Genomic DNA, 23033 nt, shown 5'->3' on the forward strand with positions numbered 1-23033 from the left:
GTTAATTGTTGTTGTGTTACTTATGCTATTTCAGGGTTTTTACCCAAAACTCCCAAATGTCTAAAATGTTCTACAATCGCTTTACGCATAGTGTCGTATTCGTTATAGGGCAAATTAAATTCTTTGGCCGTTTCTTTTACAATTTTAGCTAATTTATCATAATGTACATGAGAAATATGCGGAAAAATATGATGTTCAACTTGATGATTTAAACCTCCTGTATAGAAGTTTACCAACCAGTTACTAGGGGCAAAGTTAGATGTGGTGTATAATTGGTGGACTGCCCAAGTGTGTTCTAAATTTCCGTCTTTATCTGGTAACGGCATTTCTGTATTTGGTACAATGTGTGCCAATTGAAATACCAAACTTAAAATCATACCAGCGGTATAGTGCATTACAAAAAAACCGATTAAAATTTTCCACCAAGCAACGTCTAAAACTAATAATGGTAAAACGATCCAAAGGGAATAATAGGCGATTTTAGAAATGACTAATTTGGTCCATTCTGTAGTAGGATTTGGAAATTTACCATAAGATAATTTACGTTTTAAATAACGATGCATTTGCTTAATATCTGTAGTAATAGCCCAGTTTATTGTTAATAATCCGTATAAAAAGATAGAATAATATTTCTGAATTTTATGAATTGGTAACCATGAAGAATGTTGAGAAAAACGAATAATTCGTCCTGCATCTATATCTTCATCATGCCCTTCTACATTTGTAAAAGTGTGGTGTAAAACATTGTGTTGTACTTTCCAGTTATACACGTTTCCAGCAAGAATATAAATACTGCTTCCCATTAATTTATTAACCCATTTTCTTTTAGAAAAAGAATCATGATTGGCATCGTGCATTACATTCATTCCAACTCCAGCCATTCCTACTCCAGTAACCACCATTAAAAGTGCCATTACCCATTGTGGCATAGTAACCGTTAGAATTAAAATAAAAGGAACCAAGAATAAAGAAAACATAATAATTGCTTTTGTGTACAATTTCCAGTTTCCTGTTTTTTTGATTTCGTTTTCTTTAAAATATGTATTTACTCTTTTGTTTAGAGTTCTAAAGAATTTCGCTTTATCTACTCTTGAAAAGTTTATTGTTTTCATTTATATGTTTATAATCTGCAAAAATATACTTTTTGAAATGGATTTTTATGATAAACGTCAGTTTTTGTTTAGAATTGTTCCAATACAAATAACTATTTTTGCAATTCAAATTTATTTATTAATGGAAATTATACTCAAGTATTTTAAGGACTTAACCCCAACTCAAATAGAACAGTTTTCTAAACTTCAAGAATTATACCAAGATTGGAATTTAAAAATAAACGTTGTTTCTAGAAAAGACATAGACGAATTGTATTTACGCCATGTTTTACATTCTTTAGCAATAGCAAAAGTGGTGCAATTTAAACCAGGGTCTAAAGTGATGGATGTTGGTACTGGTGGAGGTTTTCCTGGAATTCCGTTAGCAATTTTGTTTCCAGAAACGCAGTTTCATTTGGTAGATTCTATTGGTAAAAAGATAAAAGTAGTAAATGAAGTTGTTGCTGGTTTAGGTTTAACAAATGTAAAAACCTCTAACTGTAGAGTTGAAGAGATAAAAGAAACTTATGATTTTATTGTAAGTAGAGCAGTAGCACAAATGGAAACGTTTGTAGGATGGACAAAAGGTAGAATTGCTAAAAAGCAAAATCACGATTTAAAAAACGGAATTTTATATTTAAAAGGTGGAGATTTATCAGAAGAATTGAAATTATATACTTCTGCTACCATCTACGATTTACCTGACTTTTTTGAAGAAGATTTTTATGAAACCAAAAAAGTGGTTCACTTAGGGATGAAATATAAAGCGTAACGCTTTCTGAAAAATAATTATTTAGATTTTAAAGGTTGCTATTTATTAGCAGCCTTTTTGTTGCTACAACACTAATTATTAAAATTTGAGTTGCATGAAACAACATGAGCGGCAATAAGATAATACCAATAGAGGCCATATTACCAAAGATTATTTTTGAAAAAACCGTACCATGAACTAATGACTTTTTTGTACCACAAAATTGTGCTGTAATTTGATCTTCAGTATTTAGGTGTAGTTTTTTTGATAAAAAACCAGTGAGAAAAAAAGCTAATGAAAATAAGATAATTACTCCAACTAAGATAAGTGTTAGATCTAAAAATGAAACCGCACTAAATATGTTTCCTTCAAACGATTCTGCAAAACTTTTGTAGATAATTAAAAGGATAATAGATTTATCAAAAAGGGTTAATTTGCTGTTGTGTTTCTGAACAAAAGCACCCAAAAAACGTTGTAAAAAAAGACCGATTACTACAGGTACAATTATTTGAAGAATTAGTTTTAGGTAGATGTCTGTAAAATCAAAATCTGACTGAATTTCATTTACAAATAACCCCATCCATAATGGAGTTATGGCAATACCAATAATACCCGAAATGCTGGCGTTAAAAATGGCTCCAGGAATATTTCCTTTAGCTAAAGAAACCATAACCACCGAAGAAGATACGGTAGATGGCAATGCAGCCAAAAAAAAGAAAGCTAACCAAATTGTTTCTTGTTCTTGGTTTTGAATAAATGGGTGGACTAATAAAACGAGTAAAGGAAAAATTAAAAAGGTAGATAATTGTACTAAAACGTGTAATTTCCAGTTTTTGAGTCCTGCTTTTAACTTACTCGGACTCAGTTTTAACCCATAGAAAAAGAAAATAAGCGAAATACCAATAGAACTAATAGTGTTGATTGGGAATTTGTTTTCTTGTGTTCCCCATTGCGGAAATAGATACGCTAGTAGTATTACGATGATTATAGATACTACAAATTTATCAATCTTTATGTTCATATATTTTATTGTAAATTAACAAATCATCATTAAACGAGGTTCACCTGTTTTTTCCTTCGGAGCTCTATGTAAGCAAGGAGGTACTTCGCTTTCTGGATGATCTATTGCCAGTTTCCATAAATGACCAATGCCTAAGTTAATTGGTTGTGCTTCCGGCTTCGCCTTATAATGTAAATCAAAGAAAAATTCACTTAAAAAGGATTCAAAACCTTGGTCAGATTCTTCTCCATATAATTTTTTAAGTTCTGCTCGTATTTCTGGAATTAATATTTTTTGTGTGCCTTGTGCATTGGGTAAAATATCACTTGATGCTCCGTGATACGTGCATAAAAAAGTGTCTGCAGGTATTGGAGAGCGATCTACATGAAACGAATATACATCGGTAGAAAAAAAAGGAAATGCATCATCTCTTTCGTATTGCTTGATGATATTTAACGTTGGAATTTTCCCATGCTCTTTTAATACGTTGAAGTCATTTAAAAGAATTTCTCTCGCAAGTTGACCTTGTTCACTTAACTGAAGTTCTAGAAGTTGTTCAGGTAAAATTTCACTCATATTTCCATCTAGTGTAATTTTATTGACAATTTCAGAAAAATCACCTTTTAAAGTTCGGTTCCAACAGATTGCGTTAATATCTCCTTTAAATTTTGTAGATAGTATATCATTAAAGTTATCAACTTTATAAATTTGATTTTTGCCCATTATGATTTACATTTCTAATTTAAAGGTTCTAAAAATAACAGATTTTACTTCTTGCAAAGTTCCGTTTTTTTATGAAAGAATAAAGTTAAATTAAAACAAAATATTTATTCTTCAAACAAAACCATCATAGAAATTGCTGGTACATATACATCGTCTTTAGCTTCTTGTTTTCCTTCAAAATCAAAAGTATCTTTTATTACAGCAATTTTATAAGTTTGGTCTAATAGATATTTTATCGTTTTATTTTCTCTATTAAAAATCACTAATATTTTTGACCAAGAATCTTTATTTGCATTATTTTTAAGCTGATAAGAGACTAAACCGTGATCTATTTTTTTAAACTCTAAATTCTCTTGCACCTCTTTAGCAGTCGTCATTCTAAAGGCAGGATGTTTCTTCCTTAATTGAATCAGGTTTTTATAATAGGCTAGAACATCTGCATTTTTTACTTTTAAAGCCCAATCTATTTCATTTATTTTATCAGGAGATTTATACGAATTATGATCTCCTTTTTTGGTACTCATTATTTCTGAACCTTCATGTAAAAAAGGAGTTCCTTGAGAAGTCATTACAATGGCAGTTGCCAACTTATGCATCGCTTTAATTTGTTTGTAATTGGCATCGGGTCTAGATATTTTTAATTTATCGTATAAGGTGTAATTGTCGTGGCAAGAAACATAATTAATAGCTTGCCAAGGTTGCTGTGCCCATGGAAAATCTGTATGATTTATGTACATGTAATTTACTTGAGGATGTTCTATAACTCCTACAATTCCACATTTTAGAGATTCCTCTTTAAATTTTGCGCCACTAACAAACCCAGTACTTCTATCATCAAACGTGCTTCCTTTTATAGCGTCTCTAATTTCATCAGAAAAAGCTGCTATTTTTGGCATTTGGGGAATGTGTTTTTTTAACGCTCTTTTTTCTTCCGGTAACGGAGAATCTCCACCTGTCCAACCTTCACCATAAATAAGTGCACTTGGATTTATTTTTGTGACTTCATCTGCAATTAAATTCATGGTTTCTACATCATGAATTCCCATTAAATCGAAACGAAAACCATCTAAATGATATTCCTCTGTCCAATACTTAACAGATTCAAGTATGAATTTTCTGGTCATTGTTCGTTCAGAAGATGTTTCATTTCCGCAACCAGAAGCATTAGAATAGCTTCCGTCTTCATTAAAACGATAATAATATTTTGGGTTTTCTAAGTTAAAATTAGAGTTTTCTATAACTCCAGTATGGTTGTAAACAACATCTAAAATAACTCCAATTCCGGCATTGTGAAATGCTTGTACCATTTTTTTAAATTCGGGAATTCTTACTTCTGCTTTAAACGGATTTGTAGAAAAAGAACCTTCTGGTACATTGTAGTTTTGAGGGTCGTAACCCCAATTAAATTGTGGGATTTCTAAATGATTTTCATCAATAGAATATTGATCGAAAGTGGGTAATATATGAACGTGTGTAATTCCTAACCTTTTAATGTGATCGATAGCTGTTGGTACATCAAGATTGCTTTTTACGCCTTCTTCTATCAAACCTAAATATTTACCAGGATAAGAAGAATTGGCTTCAGTTTGAATGGTAATATTTCTAATATGCAATTCATAAATAATCGCAGCATTTGGCGAATCTAATTGTACATATGTATCCTTTTTCCAATTTTTAGGATTTGTTTTATTAAAGTTTAAAACCATGGCTCTTTGTCCATTTACACCTACTGCTTTTGCATAAATACCTGGGGTTTCTGCTAGCCAATTATTGTCAATACAAATTTGATAGGTGTAATAAGTTCCGTTTAAATCTCCTTTAACCATTTTTTGCCAAAGTCCATTTTCTTTAGCTTCTAAGTCTAATACTGTAAAGGCTTCAGAATTATTTCCGGTTTTGTACAAATTTAGTTTTACGGCAGTTGCAGTTGGAGACCAAATTTTAAAAGTAGTTTTTTCTTTAGAATAGTCTAACCAAAGACTTTTATCTGTTGTAGGGTATTCTTCAAATGAAGAAAATTTATGAGCATCTTGTTTCATTTCATGTCAATTGAAAGTACAAGAAAGTTCCTCATTTTTATTGAACTATGCAACGAAATTATTGAAAATATTTAGTCGTAAACAAATGCATTATTCAGGTAAATCAAAAGGATGTTGAAAACCTTTTTTTATTAAGTCTACACTATATAAGTTTTTTGTAGCCGTAACAAATAATGTTTTCTTATCAGATTTACCAAAAGTGCAATTTGTGGTTTGTTCTGGAAATAAAATAGCACCAGTTTTCGTTCCGTTTTTATCAAAAATCTGAATTGTAAGTTTAGATGCTACGTATAAGTAGCCTTCTGTGTCTAATGCCATTCCGTCTGCTTGAGATTTTACTTCACCATCATTTGCGTTTGTGATTGTAGCAAAAACTATTTTGTTGCTAATTGTACCGTCTTTGGGGTTGATGTCAAACTTATAAATATCATGCGTATCAGAATCGTTTACAAAAAGATGTTTTCCATCAATAGAAATTAAAACGCCATTTGGGAATGTGAATCCTGATTCGGTGGCAACTGTTAGTTTTCCTGCTGGAGTGATATAATAAACGCTTCTGGCAGATTGAAAAGGAGGATTCCTTCTTGTTGGATCGGTAAAGTAAATTCCGCCTTTTTTATCGATACAAATGTCGTTTGGGTTGTCAAAACGTTTTCCATTGTATTCGGAATGCAAGGTTTCAATCAGTGTTCCATCTATCTTTCTTCTGGCAATATTTCCAGCTCTAAACCCACAGACGATTAAATTAGAATCGTTATCAAACATTAATCCATTACAACCATCGGTATTATTATCAAAAGCTAATGAAAAGGTATTATTGGTTACAGAGTATTTGTATATTTTTTTATCAGGAATATCCGAAAAATAAATAAATTCAGCGCCATCCCAAGCTGGACCTTCAATAAAACGAAATTGATCTGTACTTAATTTTACAGGTGTTTGTGCTTTAACCTGATAAGAAAAAGTAATAATAATGACAAGAGATAAAAATTTAGTTTTCATAATTCATATTTTTAATTACGAATATAGAAAGTATGTAGAGGGTTAAAAGGACTTTTATTACCCTTTAGATAGCTGTTTTTATCTGATACGAATAGTTTTATTAGAATTTCTCTAAAAAATTGAAGAAGCTGTTTTTGATGTAAACTTCTCTAAAAATAACATCCCTTTATAAGAATTTCCTTTTTTATTTAATTTCGGACTCCAAACGACAATACAGTATTTATCAGGATGAATAGCAACAATGCCACCACCAACACCACTTTTACCAGGTAAACCTACACGAAAAGCGAACTCACCAGATTCATCATAAAAACCACACGTAAGCATAATGGCATTAATCCTTTTTGTTTGACTTTCAGTAATTACTTTTTCTCCTTTTTTAGTAGTAAAATTATCAATCGTTAAAAATAAAAATATTTGAGAAAGCTCTTTACAAGTCATTTCTAAAGAGCAAGTATGAAAGTAGAGATCTAAAACTTCTTCAACATTATTTTTAATGTTACCAAAAGACTTTATAAAATTACAAAGAGCTACATTTCTAAAGCCAGAAACTCTTTCAGATTCCGCTACTTTTTCATCATAATTTAAGGTAGGATTGTTAGAAATTTCTCTACAAAAATCTAAAAAATCTGCTTTTGGGTTTTTAAGATGACTTACCAATACATCACAAATTACAATAGCCCCTGCATTTATAAAAGGGTTTCTTGGTTTCCCTAAATCAGCTTCTAATTGTAATAAAGAATTAAAAGGGTTTCCAGATGGTTCTACATCAACTCTGTCCCATAATTCAGCACCTTCAAACTTATAAGCTAAACTTAGAGTTAACACTTTAGAAATACTTTGAATAGAAAATTTTGTTTCAAAATCTCCAATTCCAAAATTTTCATTTTTGATGTTCGTAATACTTATACCAAAACTATTAGCATCTACAAAAGCCAATTCCGGAATATAACTAGCTACTTTACCAATATCATCAATATTTTTAACGTCGTTATAAACGCATTCAATTACTTCCTTATATTTTTCCATTGATAATCTATAAAATTAGAGATTGCAAACCTATTAGAATATTTCTTAAGAAGCAACAAATTAGAAATCAAAAAAAAGGAACTACATTGCTGTAATTCCTTTTGTTATTTATGAGATTCCTCAATCGCCTAAAAAGGCTCATTTCGGAATGATAGTTGTTATATGGTAGTTAAACAATCTCTACAAACAAACCTTCGTCTGTTTTAGAAACCTTGGCAACTTTATGTTTTGTTAAACCTTTAATGGTTTTATCCCATTTTTTATTAGACAAACCAGATTTTACTTTTAAATCATTTAAGTCTATTTTTTCTGCTTTGGTAATAATTGCTAAAAGTCCTTTTTCATCATCATTTAATTCAACTGAAGCAGCCTTTTTCTCTGGTCTCATTTGAGGGAAGAAAAGTACTTCTTGTATCGATTGATTGTTAGTTAAAAACATGATTAAACGGTCCATTCCAATTCCCATTCCTGACGTTGGAGGCATTCCGTATTCTAATGCACGTAAGAAATCTTCATCAATAAACTCAGTAGCTTCATCATCACCTTTTTGAGCCAATTTAAGTTGATGCTCAAAACGCTCACGTTGGTCAATTGGGTCATTTAATTCAGAATAAGCATTTGCAACTTCCTTTCCACAAACCATTAACTCAAAACGCTCTGTTAATTCTGGGTTGTCTCTGTGTTCTTTACAAAGAGGAGACATTTCTTTCGGATAATCGGTAATAAAAGTTGGCTGAATGTAGTTTGCTTCACATTTTTCACCAAAAATTTCATCAATTAATTTTCCTTTCCCCATAGTTTCATCCACAGGAATATTCATTCCTTTAGCAGCGGTTCTAATTTCATCTTCTGTTTTTCCAGTAATGTCAAAACCAGTAAAATGTTTAATAGAATCTGCCATTGTTACTCTGGCATAAGGAGCTTTAAAGTTAATTTGGTGTTCACCAAAAGTAGCTTCAGATGTTCCGTTTACAGCTATTGCACAATGCTCTAAAAGTTTTTCAGAAAAATCCATCATCCAATTGTAATCTTTGTAAGAAACATAGATTTCCATGGCTGTAAATTCTGGGTTATGCGTTCTGTCCATTCCTTCATTTCTAAAGTTTTTAGAGAATTCATAAACTCCATCAAAACCACCAACAATTAATCTTTTTAAGTACAATTCATTAGCAATTCTCATATATAACGGAATGTCTAAAGAATTGTGATGCGTCATAAAAGGCCTTGCTGCTGCTCCTCCAGGAATTGGTTGTAAAACCGGAGTTTCAACTTCAAAATACCCAGCATCGTTAAAGAACGAACGCATTGCATTAAACAACTTTGTTCTTTTAATAAACACTTCTTTTACATGCGGATTTACAACTAAATCTGCATAACGTTGTCTGTATCTTAATTCTGGATCTGTAAAAGCATCATAAACTTTACCATCTTTTTCTTTAGGTAATGGCAATGGTTTTAAAGATTTGCTTAACAACGTAAAGTTCTTAACACGCACTGTTTTTTCTCCCACTTTAGTGGTAAACAATTCTCCTTCAATTCCTACAAAATCACCTAAATCTAGTAATTTTTTAAAAACATCATTGTATAAGGTTTTATCCTCTCCAGCACAAATTTCATCTCTGTTAAAATACACTTGTATTCTACCTTCTCCGTCTTGCAACTGCGCAAAAGAAGCTTTTCCTTGTATGTTGATAGACATTAATCTACCCGCAATTACCACCTGTTTCTCTGCAACAAAATCCTTTTTTATTTCCTTTGAATTTGTATCTACAGGATATAAATCTGCCGGATAAGGATTGATGCCTAAAGCGCGTAATTTTACAAGCTTTTCTCTACGTACAACTTCTTGTTCTGATAATTGCATTTGCTGTTTAGTTTTCTAATGTTTATTTAAGAGCACAAAGATACAATCAAAAGCATTAATAGACAATTGAGAAATAAATAAAAAACAACTTCTTTATTTGAGAATATTAAAAAACATCGTATATTTGTCGGCTGCTTTTTGTTAGGGCAGCATTAGTTGTGTTGTTTTGGCGCTTTAGTAAAAGCGTCGTGGTTTTGTTAACCAATGGAAAGCTTCCCTGAAACGGGACGCTTTTTTTATGCTTTTTAATCACTTCGAAGTACTTTCATTTATGTGATATTCTCACTTCAATTTTACATTTTATTTTTTTGTAGCTATTTCCAGCTTTCCGTTATATCTTTTTTCTTCTGTTCTCGATACAAATTTTTCATTCTTCAAAATTCACTCGAACTGACAGAAAAAAGGATGCCACTTTAATCTGGGCTAAACTTGTTTGTAGGCTTATAGCTTTAGGTTAATTTTATTCTGAACCTATGTTTTCTATGTTCCTATGTGTTCAATTTTTAAAAGAAATTTCCTTTAAACTCCCAAAACTGAATCACAAACAACACAAAATAAATAACTGAAATAGAAAACTTAATAGTTGTAGAAGCTAAAAAGCCAAAAAAAGCACCAAAAGAAGCCTTAATTGCTCTGTTTGTGTCTTTACTATCATAAAGTAATTCTCCGATTAGCGCACCTAAGAAAGTACCAATCAACATACCAAACGGAATAGGAGAGAGTAGGCCAACAATTAATCCGATTGTGGTTCCATAAACGCCATATTTAGTGCCGCCAAAACGTTTTGTTCCCATAGCAGGAATAAAATAATCGAGAATCCAGATTAGTAAAGCAATGGCTAATGTTATTCCTAGAAAGTTCCAATTCATCGGAATAATCTTAGTGAAATGTAATAAAAGTAAACCCAACCAACTAGTTAATGGTCCGGGTAAAACCGGTAAAAATGAGCCAATAATTCCAAGGCAGACAAATAAGAAGCCTAATAGAAGTAAAAAAATATCCATAGTTTTTTAAATAATTATACTGCTTTAAAGTCAATAATAACAGCATTTTTCTAATAATAAGACGATTACAAATTAGGTTTGTTACATTAATTACTAACTATAAAATTAGTTCAAACTAAATATTTAGTTATATTTGTATTATTAAACTAAAAACTTAGTTGAAATTATGAGCAAACAATTAACAAAAGCAGAAGAGCAAATTATGCAAGTACTTTGGGATTTGCAAGAAGCTTCCGTAAAAGAAGTAATAGATAAACTACCAGAGCCTAAACCGGCATATAACACCGTTTCTACGATTATTAGAATTTTAGAAACGAAAGAATTTGTAGACCATAAACCAGTTGGAAGAGGATTTTTATATTTCCCGATAATTGAAAAAGAAACCTACAGTAACCAAAGTTTACACAAATTAATGAATGGTTATTTCGATGGTTCATTTAAAAGTATGGTTTCCTTTTTTGTAAAAGAAAACAAAATGGATGTTTCTGAATTAGAATCTATTTTAAAGGAAGTGAATAAGAAAGAGTAGGCAGTCTTTCAGTATTCAGTTGGCAGTCTCAGTTTTCAGTACCTGTCAGTTCGAGTGATTTTGATTTTTTGTCAAAATTGTATCGAGAACATTTTTAAAATCAAAAACTATGATTAATTATATTTTACAAGTCATATTATTTCAAGTATTGTTCTTGGCTATTTATGATTTCTTTCTAAGTAAAGAAACCTTCTTTACCAAAAATCGATGGTATTTACTAACAACACCTATTTTATCTTTTGTGTTGCCATTTATAAAAATACCAACGTTTCAAAAAGCAGTACCGCAAGAATTGATTATCTATTTACCAGAAATTGTTTTATCACCAGAAAAAGCGATACAGAAAACAGCAATGTATCAATCTATAAATGAGGTAAACTATATAAACCTATTCTTTTATATTGGAGTTGCTATTTTTTTAATCTTATTTTTAGTCAAGTTTTTTAAAATTATCAGCTTAATTAGAAAAAATGAAATTGTAAAAAATCCGTCTTACAAGTTGGTTTTACTACCTGAAGAAACCAAAGCATTTTCTTTTTTTAACTTCATATTTTTAGGACAAGAAATTCCCGTTTCTCAACAGCAGCAAATTATAGCACATGAGTTTGTACATAGCAAACAAAAACATTCATTCGATTTGTTATTCTTCGAGTTTTTAAAAATCGTCATGTGGTTTAACCCTATGATTTATTTCTATCAGAAAAGAATCACTTTACTACATGAGTACATTTCTGATGAAGTTGCAGCAAAATCAGCCACCAAAGAAATGTATATCAATAATTTATTATCCAACTTTTTTCAAGTTGAAAACATAGCGTTTGTCAATCAATTTTATAAAAAAACCTTAATTAAAAAAAGAATTATTATGATGAAAAAAACACAATCTAAAAAAATGAATCAATTAAAATATTTGGTCTTGATTCCGGTATTGGCAAGTATGTTATTTTACACTTCTTGTGCCTCAAAAGCTACAGTAAATAGATTGACAGAGTCTGAAAAAATTGCACAAGAAAATTTAAAAAATGTTGCTTTAGAAAATCAAAATTTAAAGGATTCCATTAGTAAGTTAAATGATGAAATAGCATTTAATTTAAAATCTAATAAATTTTTGAAAAAGAAACTATATGATAAAGTTGATGAAAGAGTAAAAGCTGAGAGAGATGGTAATTTTGTTTCTTTTATGATAATTGACAAAGCACCTACTTTCCCTGGCTGTGAATCTGGAGATAAAAAATGTTTTTCTAAAGGTGTTCAAAAACATTTTGGAAAATATTTTGATGCAGATATGGTAAATACACTTGGTTTAGATGCTGGTAGAAAAAGAGTTTTTGTTGGCTTTAAAATAGATAGTGAAGGAAATGTTGTAGATATTGCAGCAAGAGCTCCACATCCAAAAATTAAAGCAGAGGTTATTAGGGTAATGAAGTCTTTACCTAAAATGATTCCAGGAGAACAAGATGGTGAAAAAGTAGGAGTAAAATATTCAATTCCGTTTGCAGTAATAGTAGAGAAAAAAGTTTAGAAAAAGAAAATTGTATTTTTATTTGAAATGGTTAAAGTCGGAGTTAAAAACTCCGGCTTTTTCTTGTTTAAATAGGTTCTTTTTTGTGTGTTAAATCTTTAGAATAAAAGTCGTTAAAGTTTTGTAAATTCACATTTTAATTAAAAGTATGTATTTAAGGTTTTTATCTTTTTTAATAATGATGGTTTTTATCACTTCGTGTGATTTATTTTGCCCTCCAAAAAGCAATAATAGTGCAGCTTTAGATACGATTGTAGATTTTTCTTCTGTAGATACTTTTCCTTCTTTTAAAGGTTGCGACGCTATCATTGATAAACAAGAAAAAATGGATTGTTTTAGAACAACTATCCATCAGAAGATAGGAGCGGAGTTGCAACAACATTCGTTGTCTGTTAAGGATTCTATTAATGAAATTGTCTATGTAGATGTAATAATTAATTCTGAAGGAATTTTTAGCTTAGATACTATTCAGGCTTCTGAAAAGCTTAAAAAGGAATTACCAGAATTAGATAGTTTACTAAAAGCGAGTGTAGAAAAACTTCCAAAAATTTATCCAGCAAACAAAAGAGGAATACCGGTTACTACTAAATATAGATTGCCGATTCGTGTAGAGTTAAAGCAGTAAAAGGTATATCGTTTATTATTTACTTTTTTGTAATCCTTTTTTAAGGAATAAAAGGAAAAAGTTCAACTTCAATTTTATTTTAGATACGATTTTTTTTATACCTATATTTTATCTTATAATTTATTTTTAGGTGTTAAATGTAAAGCTTTCGTAATTTTTATATCAAAAGATCAGAATTATAGTAACATTAATTTATTTTATAATTAATGTTTTATATTTACTGCAAACAAGAGTTTCTTTTAATCTTTTTTAGATCTATAAAGCAAGAATGTATTATTGTGTTATGGAATAAAAGTATTTCCAAGAAAAGTAAATTATTAAATTTTTATGAATAACCATCTTTTAATAGTTCAAATAAAAAAGAAAGATACTGTTGCTTTTAAAAGATGTTACGATTTATTTTTTAAAGACTTAGTAGTGTATGCTAATAGATATTTATCTGATTTTTCAGTAAGTGAAGACGTTGTGCAAGAAGTATTTGTTTATATATGGGAACATTCAAAAAAGATAGAAATAAAATCTTCACTTAAATCATATTTGTTTGTAATGGTAAAAAATAGATGCCTTAATCATTTAAAATCTATAAATATTACAGATAATGAAGATTACTTAAAATATAGTCAATCTTTAATTGATGAGGTAGAAGTCTCCAGTTTAACAGAAGATAATAACGGTCTTTATTTAAAAGTTTTAGAGGTGGTAGACAAAATGCCATTAAACATGCAGGAAATTTTTAAATTAAAATTTATAGAAAATTATAAGTATATAGAGATTGCAGAAGAGTTAAATATTTCTTTAAATACTGTAAAAACCCAGCTGAAAAGGGCTAAGGTTAAGATTAAGGAATCTTTAGTTGTTTCCGTTTTTTACCTCATAATTATCAATTTTTTCGCTTAATTGTTACTTTAATTTGAGTTTTTTTAAAAAAAAATATATTTTTTGTCACCCTTTTTTATTTTTATGTTGTCTTTAGTGTAAAGAATCTAATCATAGATTATAATCATACATTAAATAGATTTTCTAAAAATGGAGTTTTCCTTAATTATAAAAAAAATAAATAATTCACTTTCAGAGAAGGAAGAAATAGAGTTTAATAATTGGTATTCTGAATCAGAAAAACATAGAGCGTATTTTAAAAACGTAAAGGAGCATAAAAATTCAAAAGAATACCTTTTTGATAAAGAGAAAAATTGGAACTCGATTAAGAGTGAAATAAAAATTACAAAAAAAACAAATTGGACATATTATGCAGCGGCTTCAATTGCATTATTGTTTTCTATATCTTATTTATTTAATTCCGTAAATAAAACAAAAGAAATACCAGAAATTGTAACCAGCTCTGGTTATAATAATAAAGCAATATTAACATTAAGTGATGGTAAAGAAGTTGTCCTTTCTAAGGATAATAAAATAGAAAACCTACTTTTTAAAAGTGAAGATAAAAATATTGCTTATAAAACCTTAGAAAATAAAGATGCTACTAAAAAAGAGAATCAAGCAGAGATTGCTTATAATTATTTAACAACAAAAACTGGTGGCGAGTTTTCTTTAACACTAGAAGATGGTACTAAGGTTTGGTTAAATTCTAAATCTAAACTTAAATATCCTGTAAGTTTTACAAAAGGTAAACCAAGAAAAGTAGAGCTAATTTACGGTGAAGCTTATTTTGAAGTTTCATCTAGTAAAAATAATTCTGGCGATGGATTTATGGTTGTAAACTCTCTACAAAATATATCCGTTTTAGGTACTCATTTTAATGTAAAAGCGTATCCGGAGGATCATGCAATTACTACCACATTAATAGAAGGTAAGGTTTTAGTTGAAAATGAAAAAGGAGCTAAGGTTTACTTAAAGCCTAATGAACAGTCTGTTTTAAACATATTATCTTCAAAAATGAATAAGAGAATAATAGATGCAGAAGAACAAATTTCTTGGGTTAAAGGCTATTTTAATTTTAACAATACTTCTTTATTAGAAATTACAAAAATACTTTCTAGATGTTATGATGTTAATATAACTTTAGAAAATAATGACATAAAGAATTTAAGATTTAATGGAGTTTTAAGTAAAAAACAAGATATAAAGTTTGTCTTAAATGCAATTAGTAACACAACAGATATTACTTATAAAATAGAAAATAAAAATATTATACTAAGAAAATAAAAAGGAACGTGGTTTGTCCATCTCTCACAATATCAAAACCACTATTCCTTAGTTTCATGCTTATTAATCAATTAATTAAACACTTAACAAATTTATGGAAATTAAATTTACCGGAGTCTTTTTTCTATTACGAAAAAAGCTATTAACTATTATTATGAGAACGTTCATATATCTATTCTGCGCCATCTCGTTTGCATTTGTACCAAGCGAAGGATTATCTCAAAACGCAAAAATAAAAATTGATACAGATAAAACCATTTCTGTAGAAGAAGTTTTTGATTTAATTAAAAAACAAACAGATTATACTTTTTTTTACGAAAATAGTCTTTTTAAAGAGCTGCCAAAAGTTAAGCTTCATAAAGGAATTATTGTAGTAAAAGAACTTTTAGACAAAAGTTTACAAGAAAGTAATGTTGTATATATCTTTAATAAAGATGGTTCTATCTTATTAAAAAAACAAACCATTCAACAAAAAATTACAGGAACTTTAGTAGACAAAAACAATGTGCCTATTATAGGTGCATCAGTTAGTGTTAAGGGAACCAATAAAGGAGCTGCCACAGATTTCGATGGAAAATTTTCTATAGCTGCCTCTAAAGGAGATGTCTTGTTTTTTCAATCTTTAGGTTTTCAATCAAAAGAAATTAAAGTGGGTAACTCTTTGGTTTTAAGTGTTTTTTTAGAAGAATCATCAGAATCTTTAGATGAAATTGTAATAACAACTGGTTACGATAAAATTAATAAAAAAAGCTTTACGGGTGCAGCAACTACAATTAAAGCCGCAGAATTAAAAATTGATGGAATTAATGATGTGAGTAGAATGCTAGAAGGTAAAGTAGCAGGTGTTATTGTACAAAATATTACAGGTACTTTTGGTGCAGCACCTCAAATTACTATTCGAGGTGCGTCTTCTGTTTTTGGTAATAACAATCCGCTATATGTTATTGATGGTGTGGTGCAAGAAGATATAATAGAACAAGATATTGGTGCATTAACTTCTGGTGATGCTTCTACGTTACTTAGTTCTTCTATTGCAGGTGTAAATGCTACAGATATAGAAAAAATAGATATTTTAAAAGATGCTTCTGCAACTTCTATTTACGGAGCAAGAGCTAGAAATGGAGTAGTGGTAATAACCACTAAAAGTGGAAAAAAATCGAGTCCTCTAAGAGTAAGTTATACTTTAGAGCAAACTGTAAGAGATATTCCGTCATATTCTCAATATGATATTTTAGACTCTAAAGAAACAATTGGTGTTTTAGAAGGCTTAAGAAGTCAGGGTTATTTAAGATTACCAGATGTTGGTAATGCTAGATTTTCTGGAGTTTACGGTATTTTAGAAAAGCAAATTAATAGTTATGCTAACGGAGGTTTTGGTGTAGAGAATACACAAGAAGGTAGAAGAGCTTTTTTACAAGATTACGAATTAGAAAATACTAATTGGTTTAAAACATTGTTTAGACAATCTTTAATGCAAAATCATACACTTAATTTTACCGGTGGTGGCGAGAATAATTCTTTTTATGCTTCTATTGGTTTTTTACACGATCCAGGTTGGTCTGTTGCAGATAAAGTGTCTAGAATTACATCTAATTTAAAGAATACATTCTATTTTTCTGATAAATTTAATATTTCTATTGCTACGGTAGCTTCTGTTAGAAGTCAGAAAGCACCAGGTTCTTTTAATAGAGAAGCAAATGTAGTTGATGGTCAGTTTAGTAGAGATTTTGATATCAATCCGTTTAGTTATGCTTTAAATACATCTAGAGCATTAAGACCAAGAGATAACAATGGAAATTTAGAATACTATACAAATAATTGGGCCGATTTTAATATTTTAGAAGAATTAGAAAACAATACCTTAGATTTAGATGTAAAAGATATTAGGTTTCAAGTAGATGCTTCTTATAAAATTTCAGATAATATAACGTACGATTTAAATGCATCTGCAAGGTATGTAAATAGTGTTAGAGAACATCAAATTAGAGAAAACTCTAACGTTGTTAAAGCTTATAATGCAGATGAAACTACAGTAATAGCAAATGCAAATATTTTTTTATACACAGATCCTAACGATGTAGATGCAATTCCTATTTCTGTTTTTCCAGAAGGAGGTTTATATCGTAAGTTTGATAATAGTTTAACTTCTTATTACGTTAGAAACAGTTTAAAATTAAAGAAAAACTTTAATCAAAAACATGATTTTGATGCTTTATTAGGACAAGAGTTAAGATATGTAGATAGAAATAGCGAAAACTTTACAGGTTACGGTTTACAATATGAAAACGGATTTGTACCATTTACAGATTCAAGATTATTAGAAAAAGTAATATCAGAAGGAGGTAATTATTTTGGTTTAGGTAGAGAAAGAGAAAGAACAGTAGCTTTCTTTGGTAGAACAACTTATACGTATGATGATAAATATGTATTCTCTTTAACTGGTAGATATGATGGTTCTAACAGACAAGGTAGAAGTACAAAATCTAGATGGTTACCAACCGGTACTGTAAGTGCAAAATGGAATGCAAGTGAAGAAAGTTTTATACAAAAATCTAAAACTATTAATAACTTACAATTTAGAGCCTCTTACGGTTTAAGTGCATCTCCTGGACCTGCAACAAATTCTTTAGCAATTTTTAGTAGTCAAATTACAGATAGATTAACGCCATCTGAAAGAGAAACGTATTTGGATATTCAAGATTTAGAAAACTCAGAATTAACTTGGGAAAAACAATACGAGTTAAATATTGGTTTAGATGTAGGATTGTTTAATAACAAACTACAGTTTACAGGAGATATTTATCAAAGAGATATTTTTGATAATATAGATTTTGTTAGAACTTCTGGTATTGGAGGTGAGTTTGTTAAAAGCGGAAACAATTCTGATACTACCCAAAAAGGAATTGAGTTTGCTATTACATCAACAAATGTACAAGCGGGAGATTTTAAATGGACGTCTTCTTTAAACTTCTCTTATTTCGATCAAAAAATAATAGAACTTCAAAACCAACCAAGAGTAATAGATGTTGTTGGTTTACAAGGTGGGCAGTTAGAAGGATATCCAAATAACTCTTTGTTTTCTTTTAAGTTTGATGGTTTAAATTCAGACGGTATACCAACCTTTATTTTACCAGAAGGAGATAACCCGGTAACAGATGTTAATTTTCAAGACAGTTCTAATATTACAGATTATTTAGTGTACAACGGTTCTGTTTTACCAAACATTGCTGGTGGTTTTTCTAACTCATTTAGTTATAAAAATTGGGATTTAAATGTCTTAATAACAGGTTCTGGAGGTAATGTTGTAAGATTAAATCCATCTTTAGATAACTTTTATTCTGGTACCAATGTATTTACAAAAAGTAGTATAAATAGATGGGTTTTACCTGGTGATGAAAACATAACAAACATTCCTAAAGTTATAGATGTTAGAGATAACAATATTTATAATACTAGCGATTTATCTAGAGCATATAACGCTTATAATTATTCTGATGTAAGAGTTGCAGATGGAGATTTTGTAAGAATGAAAAGTATTTCTGTAGGATATAGTTTTAACAAAACGGTATTAGACAAATTAAGCCTTTCTCATATGAAACTAAAACTTCAAGGGACAAACTTGTTTTTATTGTATTCTGATGATAAATTAAATGGACAAGATCCAGAGTTTTATGGAACAGGTGGAGTTGCGTTACCTATAACTAGACAATTTACAATGTCTTTAAATATTGGACTATAAAATATAAGATAATGAAGATACTACAAAAAAATATATTTAAAATAACCACAATTATTTTCCTTTTTTTAATAATTAGTTGTGATGATTATTTATCTGAATTACCAGATAATAGAGCAGAAATAGATTCTCCAGAAAAAATAAGCGGTTTACTTACAGGTGCTTATTCCGAAGGGAATTATCAATTAATGGCAGAAATTATGTCAGACAATGCAACTTCTAGATCAAATATTAGAAGCTACATAAACGTATTTCTTGGTGAACAAATGTTTACTTGGGAAACTAGTTTTGCAGACGATCAAGATTCACCAACATTCTTTTGGTCTAATACCTATGAAGCAATCGCTCAGGCAAATCAAGCTTTAGCTTCTATAGAAGATTTAAAAGGAGAATTTAATTTAGACGGACAAAGAGGAGAGGCTTTATTAACAAGAGCTTATGCACATTTTATGTTGGTTAATTTTTGGGGTAAACAATACAATTTAACTACATCTAGTTCAGATTTAGGTATACCATATGTATTAGAACCAGAAACTGCATTAATACAAAGTTATACTAGAAATACGGTAGAAGAGGTATATAAACTTATAGAAGAAGATTTATTAGAAGGTATTGACTTGGTTGAAGATAGAGAAGAGAATTTTAAATTTCATTTTACAACAACTTCAGCAAAAGCTTTTGCGGCAAGGTTTTATCAATATAAAGGAGAATGGGATAAAGTTGTTATGTACACCAACGAAGTTCTTACAAATCCAGAAAGTCAGATTAGAGATTTATTAGCTTACCAAGATTTGTCTTACTCTCAAAGAGCACTTCAATATAGTAGTTCTTTAGAAGATTCAAATATTTTAATTAGTTCTACTTCTTCTTGGTGGGGTAGAAATTTTTGGAGAACCAATTATGGTTTATCAAACATAAATTCTGATGCTATTTTTCAGTCAGATAACCCTTTTAGCAAGAGTTGGGCTTATGATATCTTTGGTTCTAGTGAAGGTTTTAATATTCCAAAATTTGATGAGTATTTTAAGATAACAAATCAATCTGCAGGTACAGGTAGAGGTTATACAGGGCAAGTGCTTTTTGGTTTTGATGAAGCTCTTTTAAACAGGGCAGAAGCATATGCAATGCAAGAAGATTACACAAGTTCTTTAAAAGATTTAAATATTTTCTTATCAAAAAAGACAGAAGGATATAACAGTAGTACAGATGTTTTAACAGAAGAAATGGTTGTTAATATGTTTACTGTAAATGCAGATGAATTAACTCCTTTTTATGGCTTTAAAGATGATAAACAAGCTTCTTTTGTGAATGCTATTTTAAAGTTCAGACAAAAGGAATTTTATCATGAAGGAGTAAGATGGTTTGATGTAAGACGATTTAATATTGCAATTAAAAGATATTACAGAAAAGATGATATAGATATAGAACTATCTAAAGAAGACTTAAAAAAACAATTACAAATTCCGGAATCTGCCATAAATTTCGGCTTAACACCTAACCCTAGATAATTATGAAAAAGAAATATTTATACATAGCAATACTGTTTTTAGGAGTTATAACGGCATGTAACCAAGCAGAAGATAAAATAACAGAAAGTAATTTAGATACAGAAACTCCAGATTTAAATGCTACAGATTTGTGGCTTAGAGAAAATATAACAACACCTTATAATATTGATGTAAATTATCAATGGGATGAAGGTAGAGTAGATTTAGATAGATATTTATACCCACCAACTTTAAATAAAGTTGTGCCTATAATGAAGGTGATTAAAAAAGTATGGATAGATACTTATTCTGATCTAGGAGGAGAGGATTTTGTTAAACTAGTAGCGCCAAGAGAATTTGTTTTAGTTGGTGGTTCTAATTTAAACCCAAGCGGAACAAGAACTTTAGGTTTTGCAGAAGGAGGGAAGAATATTGTTTTATTTGAAACTGATTTAGTTGATGTAAAAAATAAAAGTCAAGTAACAAGGTTTATTCAAACAATTCAACATGAATATACCCATATTTTAAATCAACAAGTTCGTTATGATGAAGAAGCCTTTAAACAAATAACACCAGGTGGTTATACTGCACAATGGTTTAACCCTGCAGATGAAGAAGAAAGGTTTGATATTGCAAATAGTCTTGGTTTTATAACCGATTATGCAAGACTTAATGAAGGAGAAGATTTTGCAGAAATGGTAGAAACAATTCTTACCAACAATGCAGAAGATTACAAACAAATTATAGATAACATTAAAGCTAAAATTATTAGTAACGCTGTTGCTAATGCCTTAGATAATTTAGATGCAGGTGCAACCCAAGCAGAAATAGATGCAGCAACCCAAGGAGCTATTGTTACTGCAACACCAGAGGCGGATAATGCTATTGCACTTATAAAAGCAAAAGAAGTAATTGTTGCAGAATATTTTAAAAAATCTTTTAATATAGATTTATACGAGTTACAAAAACTAGCTACAGATAATATTTTAGAAGCAATTAAATAATATATAAGAAGATGAAAAAAATAAAAATAAATACGTATCAATTAATTGTAGCGCTATGTCTTTTTGTATTTAGTAGCTGTGATAACAATAACGATCCAGAGCTTTTATTTGAAGATACACCAACAATTAGAATAGAAAAAAGTATTGCAGAATTAAAAACCTCACTTCAGAGTGCTGAAAATGGTTGGAAAATGACCTATTTTACTGATGATACAGAATTAGGAGGTTTTACTTTTTTGTTTGATTTTATTAGTGATTCAGAAGTTCTAATGGATTCAGATTTTGGTACGCCAGATATAAATACAGCTAGTTTGTATGATATTACTTTAGGTTCTACGGTTAAACTTACTTTTACTACAAAAAATGTAATTCACGAATTATCAGATTCAAATAATTTCCCTGATGAAGATTTAAGAGGACAAGGATATAAAGGTAGTTTTGAGTTTTTATTCTTTAAGGTAGAAGGAGAAGACATTCTTTTTAAATCTAATAGAGATCGTAATATTGTTGTTCGTTTCTCTAAAGCTACTCAAGATGATTGGTCTAGTTTAACAAGTTTAAATAAGACAATGTTAGATAATAATATTCCTAAAAATTCATTAAAATCAGTTTTTAGAAACATTACTTTAGAAAATGGAGGTGCTACTACATTATATAATTTTTCTTTTAATAAAGCTAGAAGGTTTGCGACTGTTACAGCAATTACTCCAGATGCAGAAAAAACAGATCTTAGCTTTGGTATTGCTCCAACAGCAACAGGTTTTCTTATAAGTCCTGCAATAGAAATAGACGGAATTGAATTAAATGAATTTATTTATGAACCAGAAAATGATGAGTTTGTAGCTGAATCTGGAGATGTTAAATTGACTTTAAAATATGCTGATGATTTAAATTTTCTATTACCTTTTTATGATTTTGGAAATGAATCTAGGGGTAATAACAACATAAGATTGTATAGAACTAACTTACCAAACTCAGATTTATCTAGTGAAAAATTTATTAACTTTTTTACAGATTGGGAAGAACATTTTACGAGTACACAAGGTGGTAGAGCTGTTACTAGAGTTTATTTATATAATTTAGATACAGATGATAATTCTTTTATTCAAGTGCGTTACTTATCTAGCGGACGTACATTTAGTATCAATTTCGATTTTACTTATACCGTTACAGAAGATGCTGTAGGTAATAAGATTTACAAATTTACAGAAAGCTTACCAGTAACAACAAATAGGAGAGCGGGGATATTACCGTTCTTAGAATTTATGTTTAGAGATAGTGGTTTCTATGTTCAAAAAATGGTCAATTTTAATGCAAATCAAAATACTATAGGTATAATTCCTGTAGATGATACTACCATGCTTGCCCAGTGGTATGATTTTTAGATGTTTTAGTCCCCCAACTAGTTTATAATTAATGTTTTTAAATGAACCTTTTTTAATTAAAAAGGTTCATTTTTTATGT

General features: G+C 29.7%; 18 protein-coding genes. 10 read left to right on the forward strand and 8 right to left on the reverse strand.

The genetic code is table 11. From position 1 onward, the window contains the following. Positions 1-20: 20 nt before the first annotated feature. The gene (locus GQS57_RS08870; protein WP_165732503.1) at positions 21-1112 is read right to left on the reverse strand and encodes an acyl-CoA desaturase; all 1092 of its coding nucleotides are present in this window, start codon (positions 1110-1112) and stop codon (positions 21-23) included. A 121-nt stretch (positions 1113-1233) separates the two neighbouring features. Between GQS57_RS08870 and rsmG the strand changes: the two genes are divergently transcribed. Continuing rightward, a complete protein-coding gene (gene rsmG / locus GQS57_RS08875; protein WP_165732504.1) occupies positions 1234-1863 on the forward strand; it encodes a 16S rRNA (guanine(527)-N(7))-methyltransferase RsmG in 630 nt (209 codons plus the stop codon). A 28-nt stretch (positions 1864-1891) separates the two neighbouring features. On the opposite strand, the gene GQS57_RS08880 is transcribed toward rsmG, so the two are convergent. From GQS57_RS08880 to GQS57_RS08910, 7 genes are all read right to left on the reverse strand, one after another. Continuing rightward, a complete protein-coding gene (locus tag GQS57_RS08880) occupies positions 1892-2863 on the reverse strand; it encodes a bile acid:sodium symporter family protein (protein WP_165732505.1) in 972 nt (323 codons plus the stop codon). A gap of 15 nt (positions 2864-2878) precedes the next feature. After that, entirely contained in the window at positions 2879-3565 is a 687-nt protein-coding gene (locus GQS57_RS08885) for a hypothetical protein (RefSeq protein WP_165732506.1), read from the reverse strand. A 104-nt stretch (positions 3566-3669) separates the two neighbouring features. Continuing rightward, a complete protein-coding gene (pulA, locus tag GQS57_RS08890) occupies positions 3670-5604 on the reverse strand; it encodes a type I pullulanase (protein ID WP_165732507.1) in 1935 nt (644 codons plus the stop codon). A gap of 90 nt (positions 5605-5694) precedes the next feature. Next, a complete protein-coding gene (locus tag GQS57_RS08895) occupies positions 5695-6606 on the reverse strand; it encodes an SMP-30/gluconolactonase/LRE family protein (RefSeq protein WP_165732508.1) in 912 nt (303 codons plus the stop codon). Between the two features lie 111 nt (positions 6607-6717). Then, on the reverse strand, positions 6718-7635 hold the full coding sequence (locus GQS57_RS08900) for a glutaminase (protein WP_165732509.1): 918 nt from the start codon (positions 7633-7635) through the stop codon (positions 6718-6720). A gap of 169 nt (positions 7636-7804) precedes the next feature. Beyond that, a complete protein-coding gene (lysS, locus tag GQS57_RS08905) occupies positions 7805-9499 on the reverse strand; it encodes a lysine--tRNA ligase (protein ID WP_165732510.1) in 1695 nt (564 codons plus the stop codon). 503 nt (positions 9500-10002) lie between these two features. Next, a complete protein-coding gene (locus GQS57_RS08910; RefSeq protein WP_165732511.1) occupies positions 10003-10503 on the reverse strand; it encodes a DUF456 domain-containing protein in 501 nt (166 codons plus the stop codon). A gap of 166 nt (positions 10504-10669) precedes the next feature. Between GQS57_RS08910 and GQS57_RS08915 the strand changes: the two genes are divergently transcribed. From GQS57_RS08915 to GQS57_RS08955, 9 genes are all read left to right on the forward strand, one after another. After that, complete coding sequence (locus tag GQS57_RS08915; RefSeq protein ID WP_165732512.1) at positions 10670-11032, forward strand: BlaI/MecI/CopY family transcriptional regulator; 363 nt, start codon at positions 10670-10672, stop codon at positions 11030-11032. Positions 11033-11141: 109 nt separating this feature from the next. After that, entirely contained in the window at positions 11142-12554 is a 1413-nt protein-coding gene (locus GQS57_RS08920) for a M56 family metallopeptidase (protein WP_165732513.1), read from the forward strand. 178 nt (positions 12555-12732) lie between these two features. Beyond that, the gene (locus tag GQS57_RS08925; protein WP_240915456.1) at positions 12733-13179 is read left to right on the forward strand and encodes a hypothetical protein; all 447 of its coding nucleotides are present in this window, start codon (positions 12733-12735) and stop codon (positions 13177-13179) included. A gap of 327 nt (positions 13180-13506) precedes the next feature. Continuing rightward, the gene (locus GQS57_RS08930; protein WP_165732515.1) at positions 13507-14076 is read left to right on the forward strand and encodes an RNA polymerase sigma factor; all 570 of its coding nucleotides are present in this window, start codon (positions 13507-13509) and stop codon (positions 14074-14076) included. Between the two features lie 129 nt (positions 14077-14205). Continuing rightward, on the forward strand, positions 14206-15342 hold the full coding sequence (locus GQS57_RS08935; protein WP_165732516.1) for a FecR family protein: 1137 nt from the start codon (positions 14206-14208) through the stop codon (positions 15340-15342). Between the two features lie 154 nt (positions 15343-15496). Continuing rightward, complete coding sequence (locus GQS57_RS08940) at positions 15497-19081, forward strand: SusC/RagA family TonB-linked outer membrane protein (RefSeq protein ID WP_165732517.1); 3585 nt, start codon at positions 15497-15499, stop codon at positions 19079-19081. Between the two features lie 11 nt (positions 19082-19092). Then, on the forward strand, positions 19093-20586 hold the full coding sequence (locus GQS57_RS08945; protein ID WP_165732518.1) for a RagB/SusD family nutrient uptake outer membrane protein: 1494 nt from the start codon (positions 19093-19095) through the stop codon (positions 20584-20586). Between the two features lie 2 nt (positions 20587-20588). Next, positions 20589-21569, forward strand: coding sequence for a substrate import-associated zinc metallohydrolase lipoprotein (locus tag GQS57_RS08950; RefSeq protein WP_165732519.1), 981 nt, complete (start codon positions 20589-20591; stop codon positions 21567-21569). 11 nt (positions 21570-21580) lie between these two features. Beyond that, on the forward strand, positions 21581-22954 hold the full coding sequence (locus GQS57_RS08955) for a DUF4302 domain-containing protein (protein ID WP_165732520.1): 1374 nt from the start codon (positions 21581-21583) through the stop codon (positions 22952-22954). Positions 22955-23033: the final 79 nt, after the last annotated feature.

The organism is Polaribacter sp. 20A6, from assembly GCF_011378915.1.
Classification (GTDB): domain Bacteria; phylum Bacteroidota; class Bacteroidia; order Flavobacteriales; family Flavobacteriaceae; genus Polaribacter; species Polaribacter sejongensis.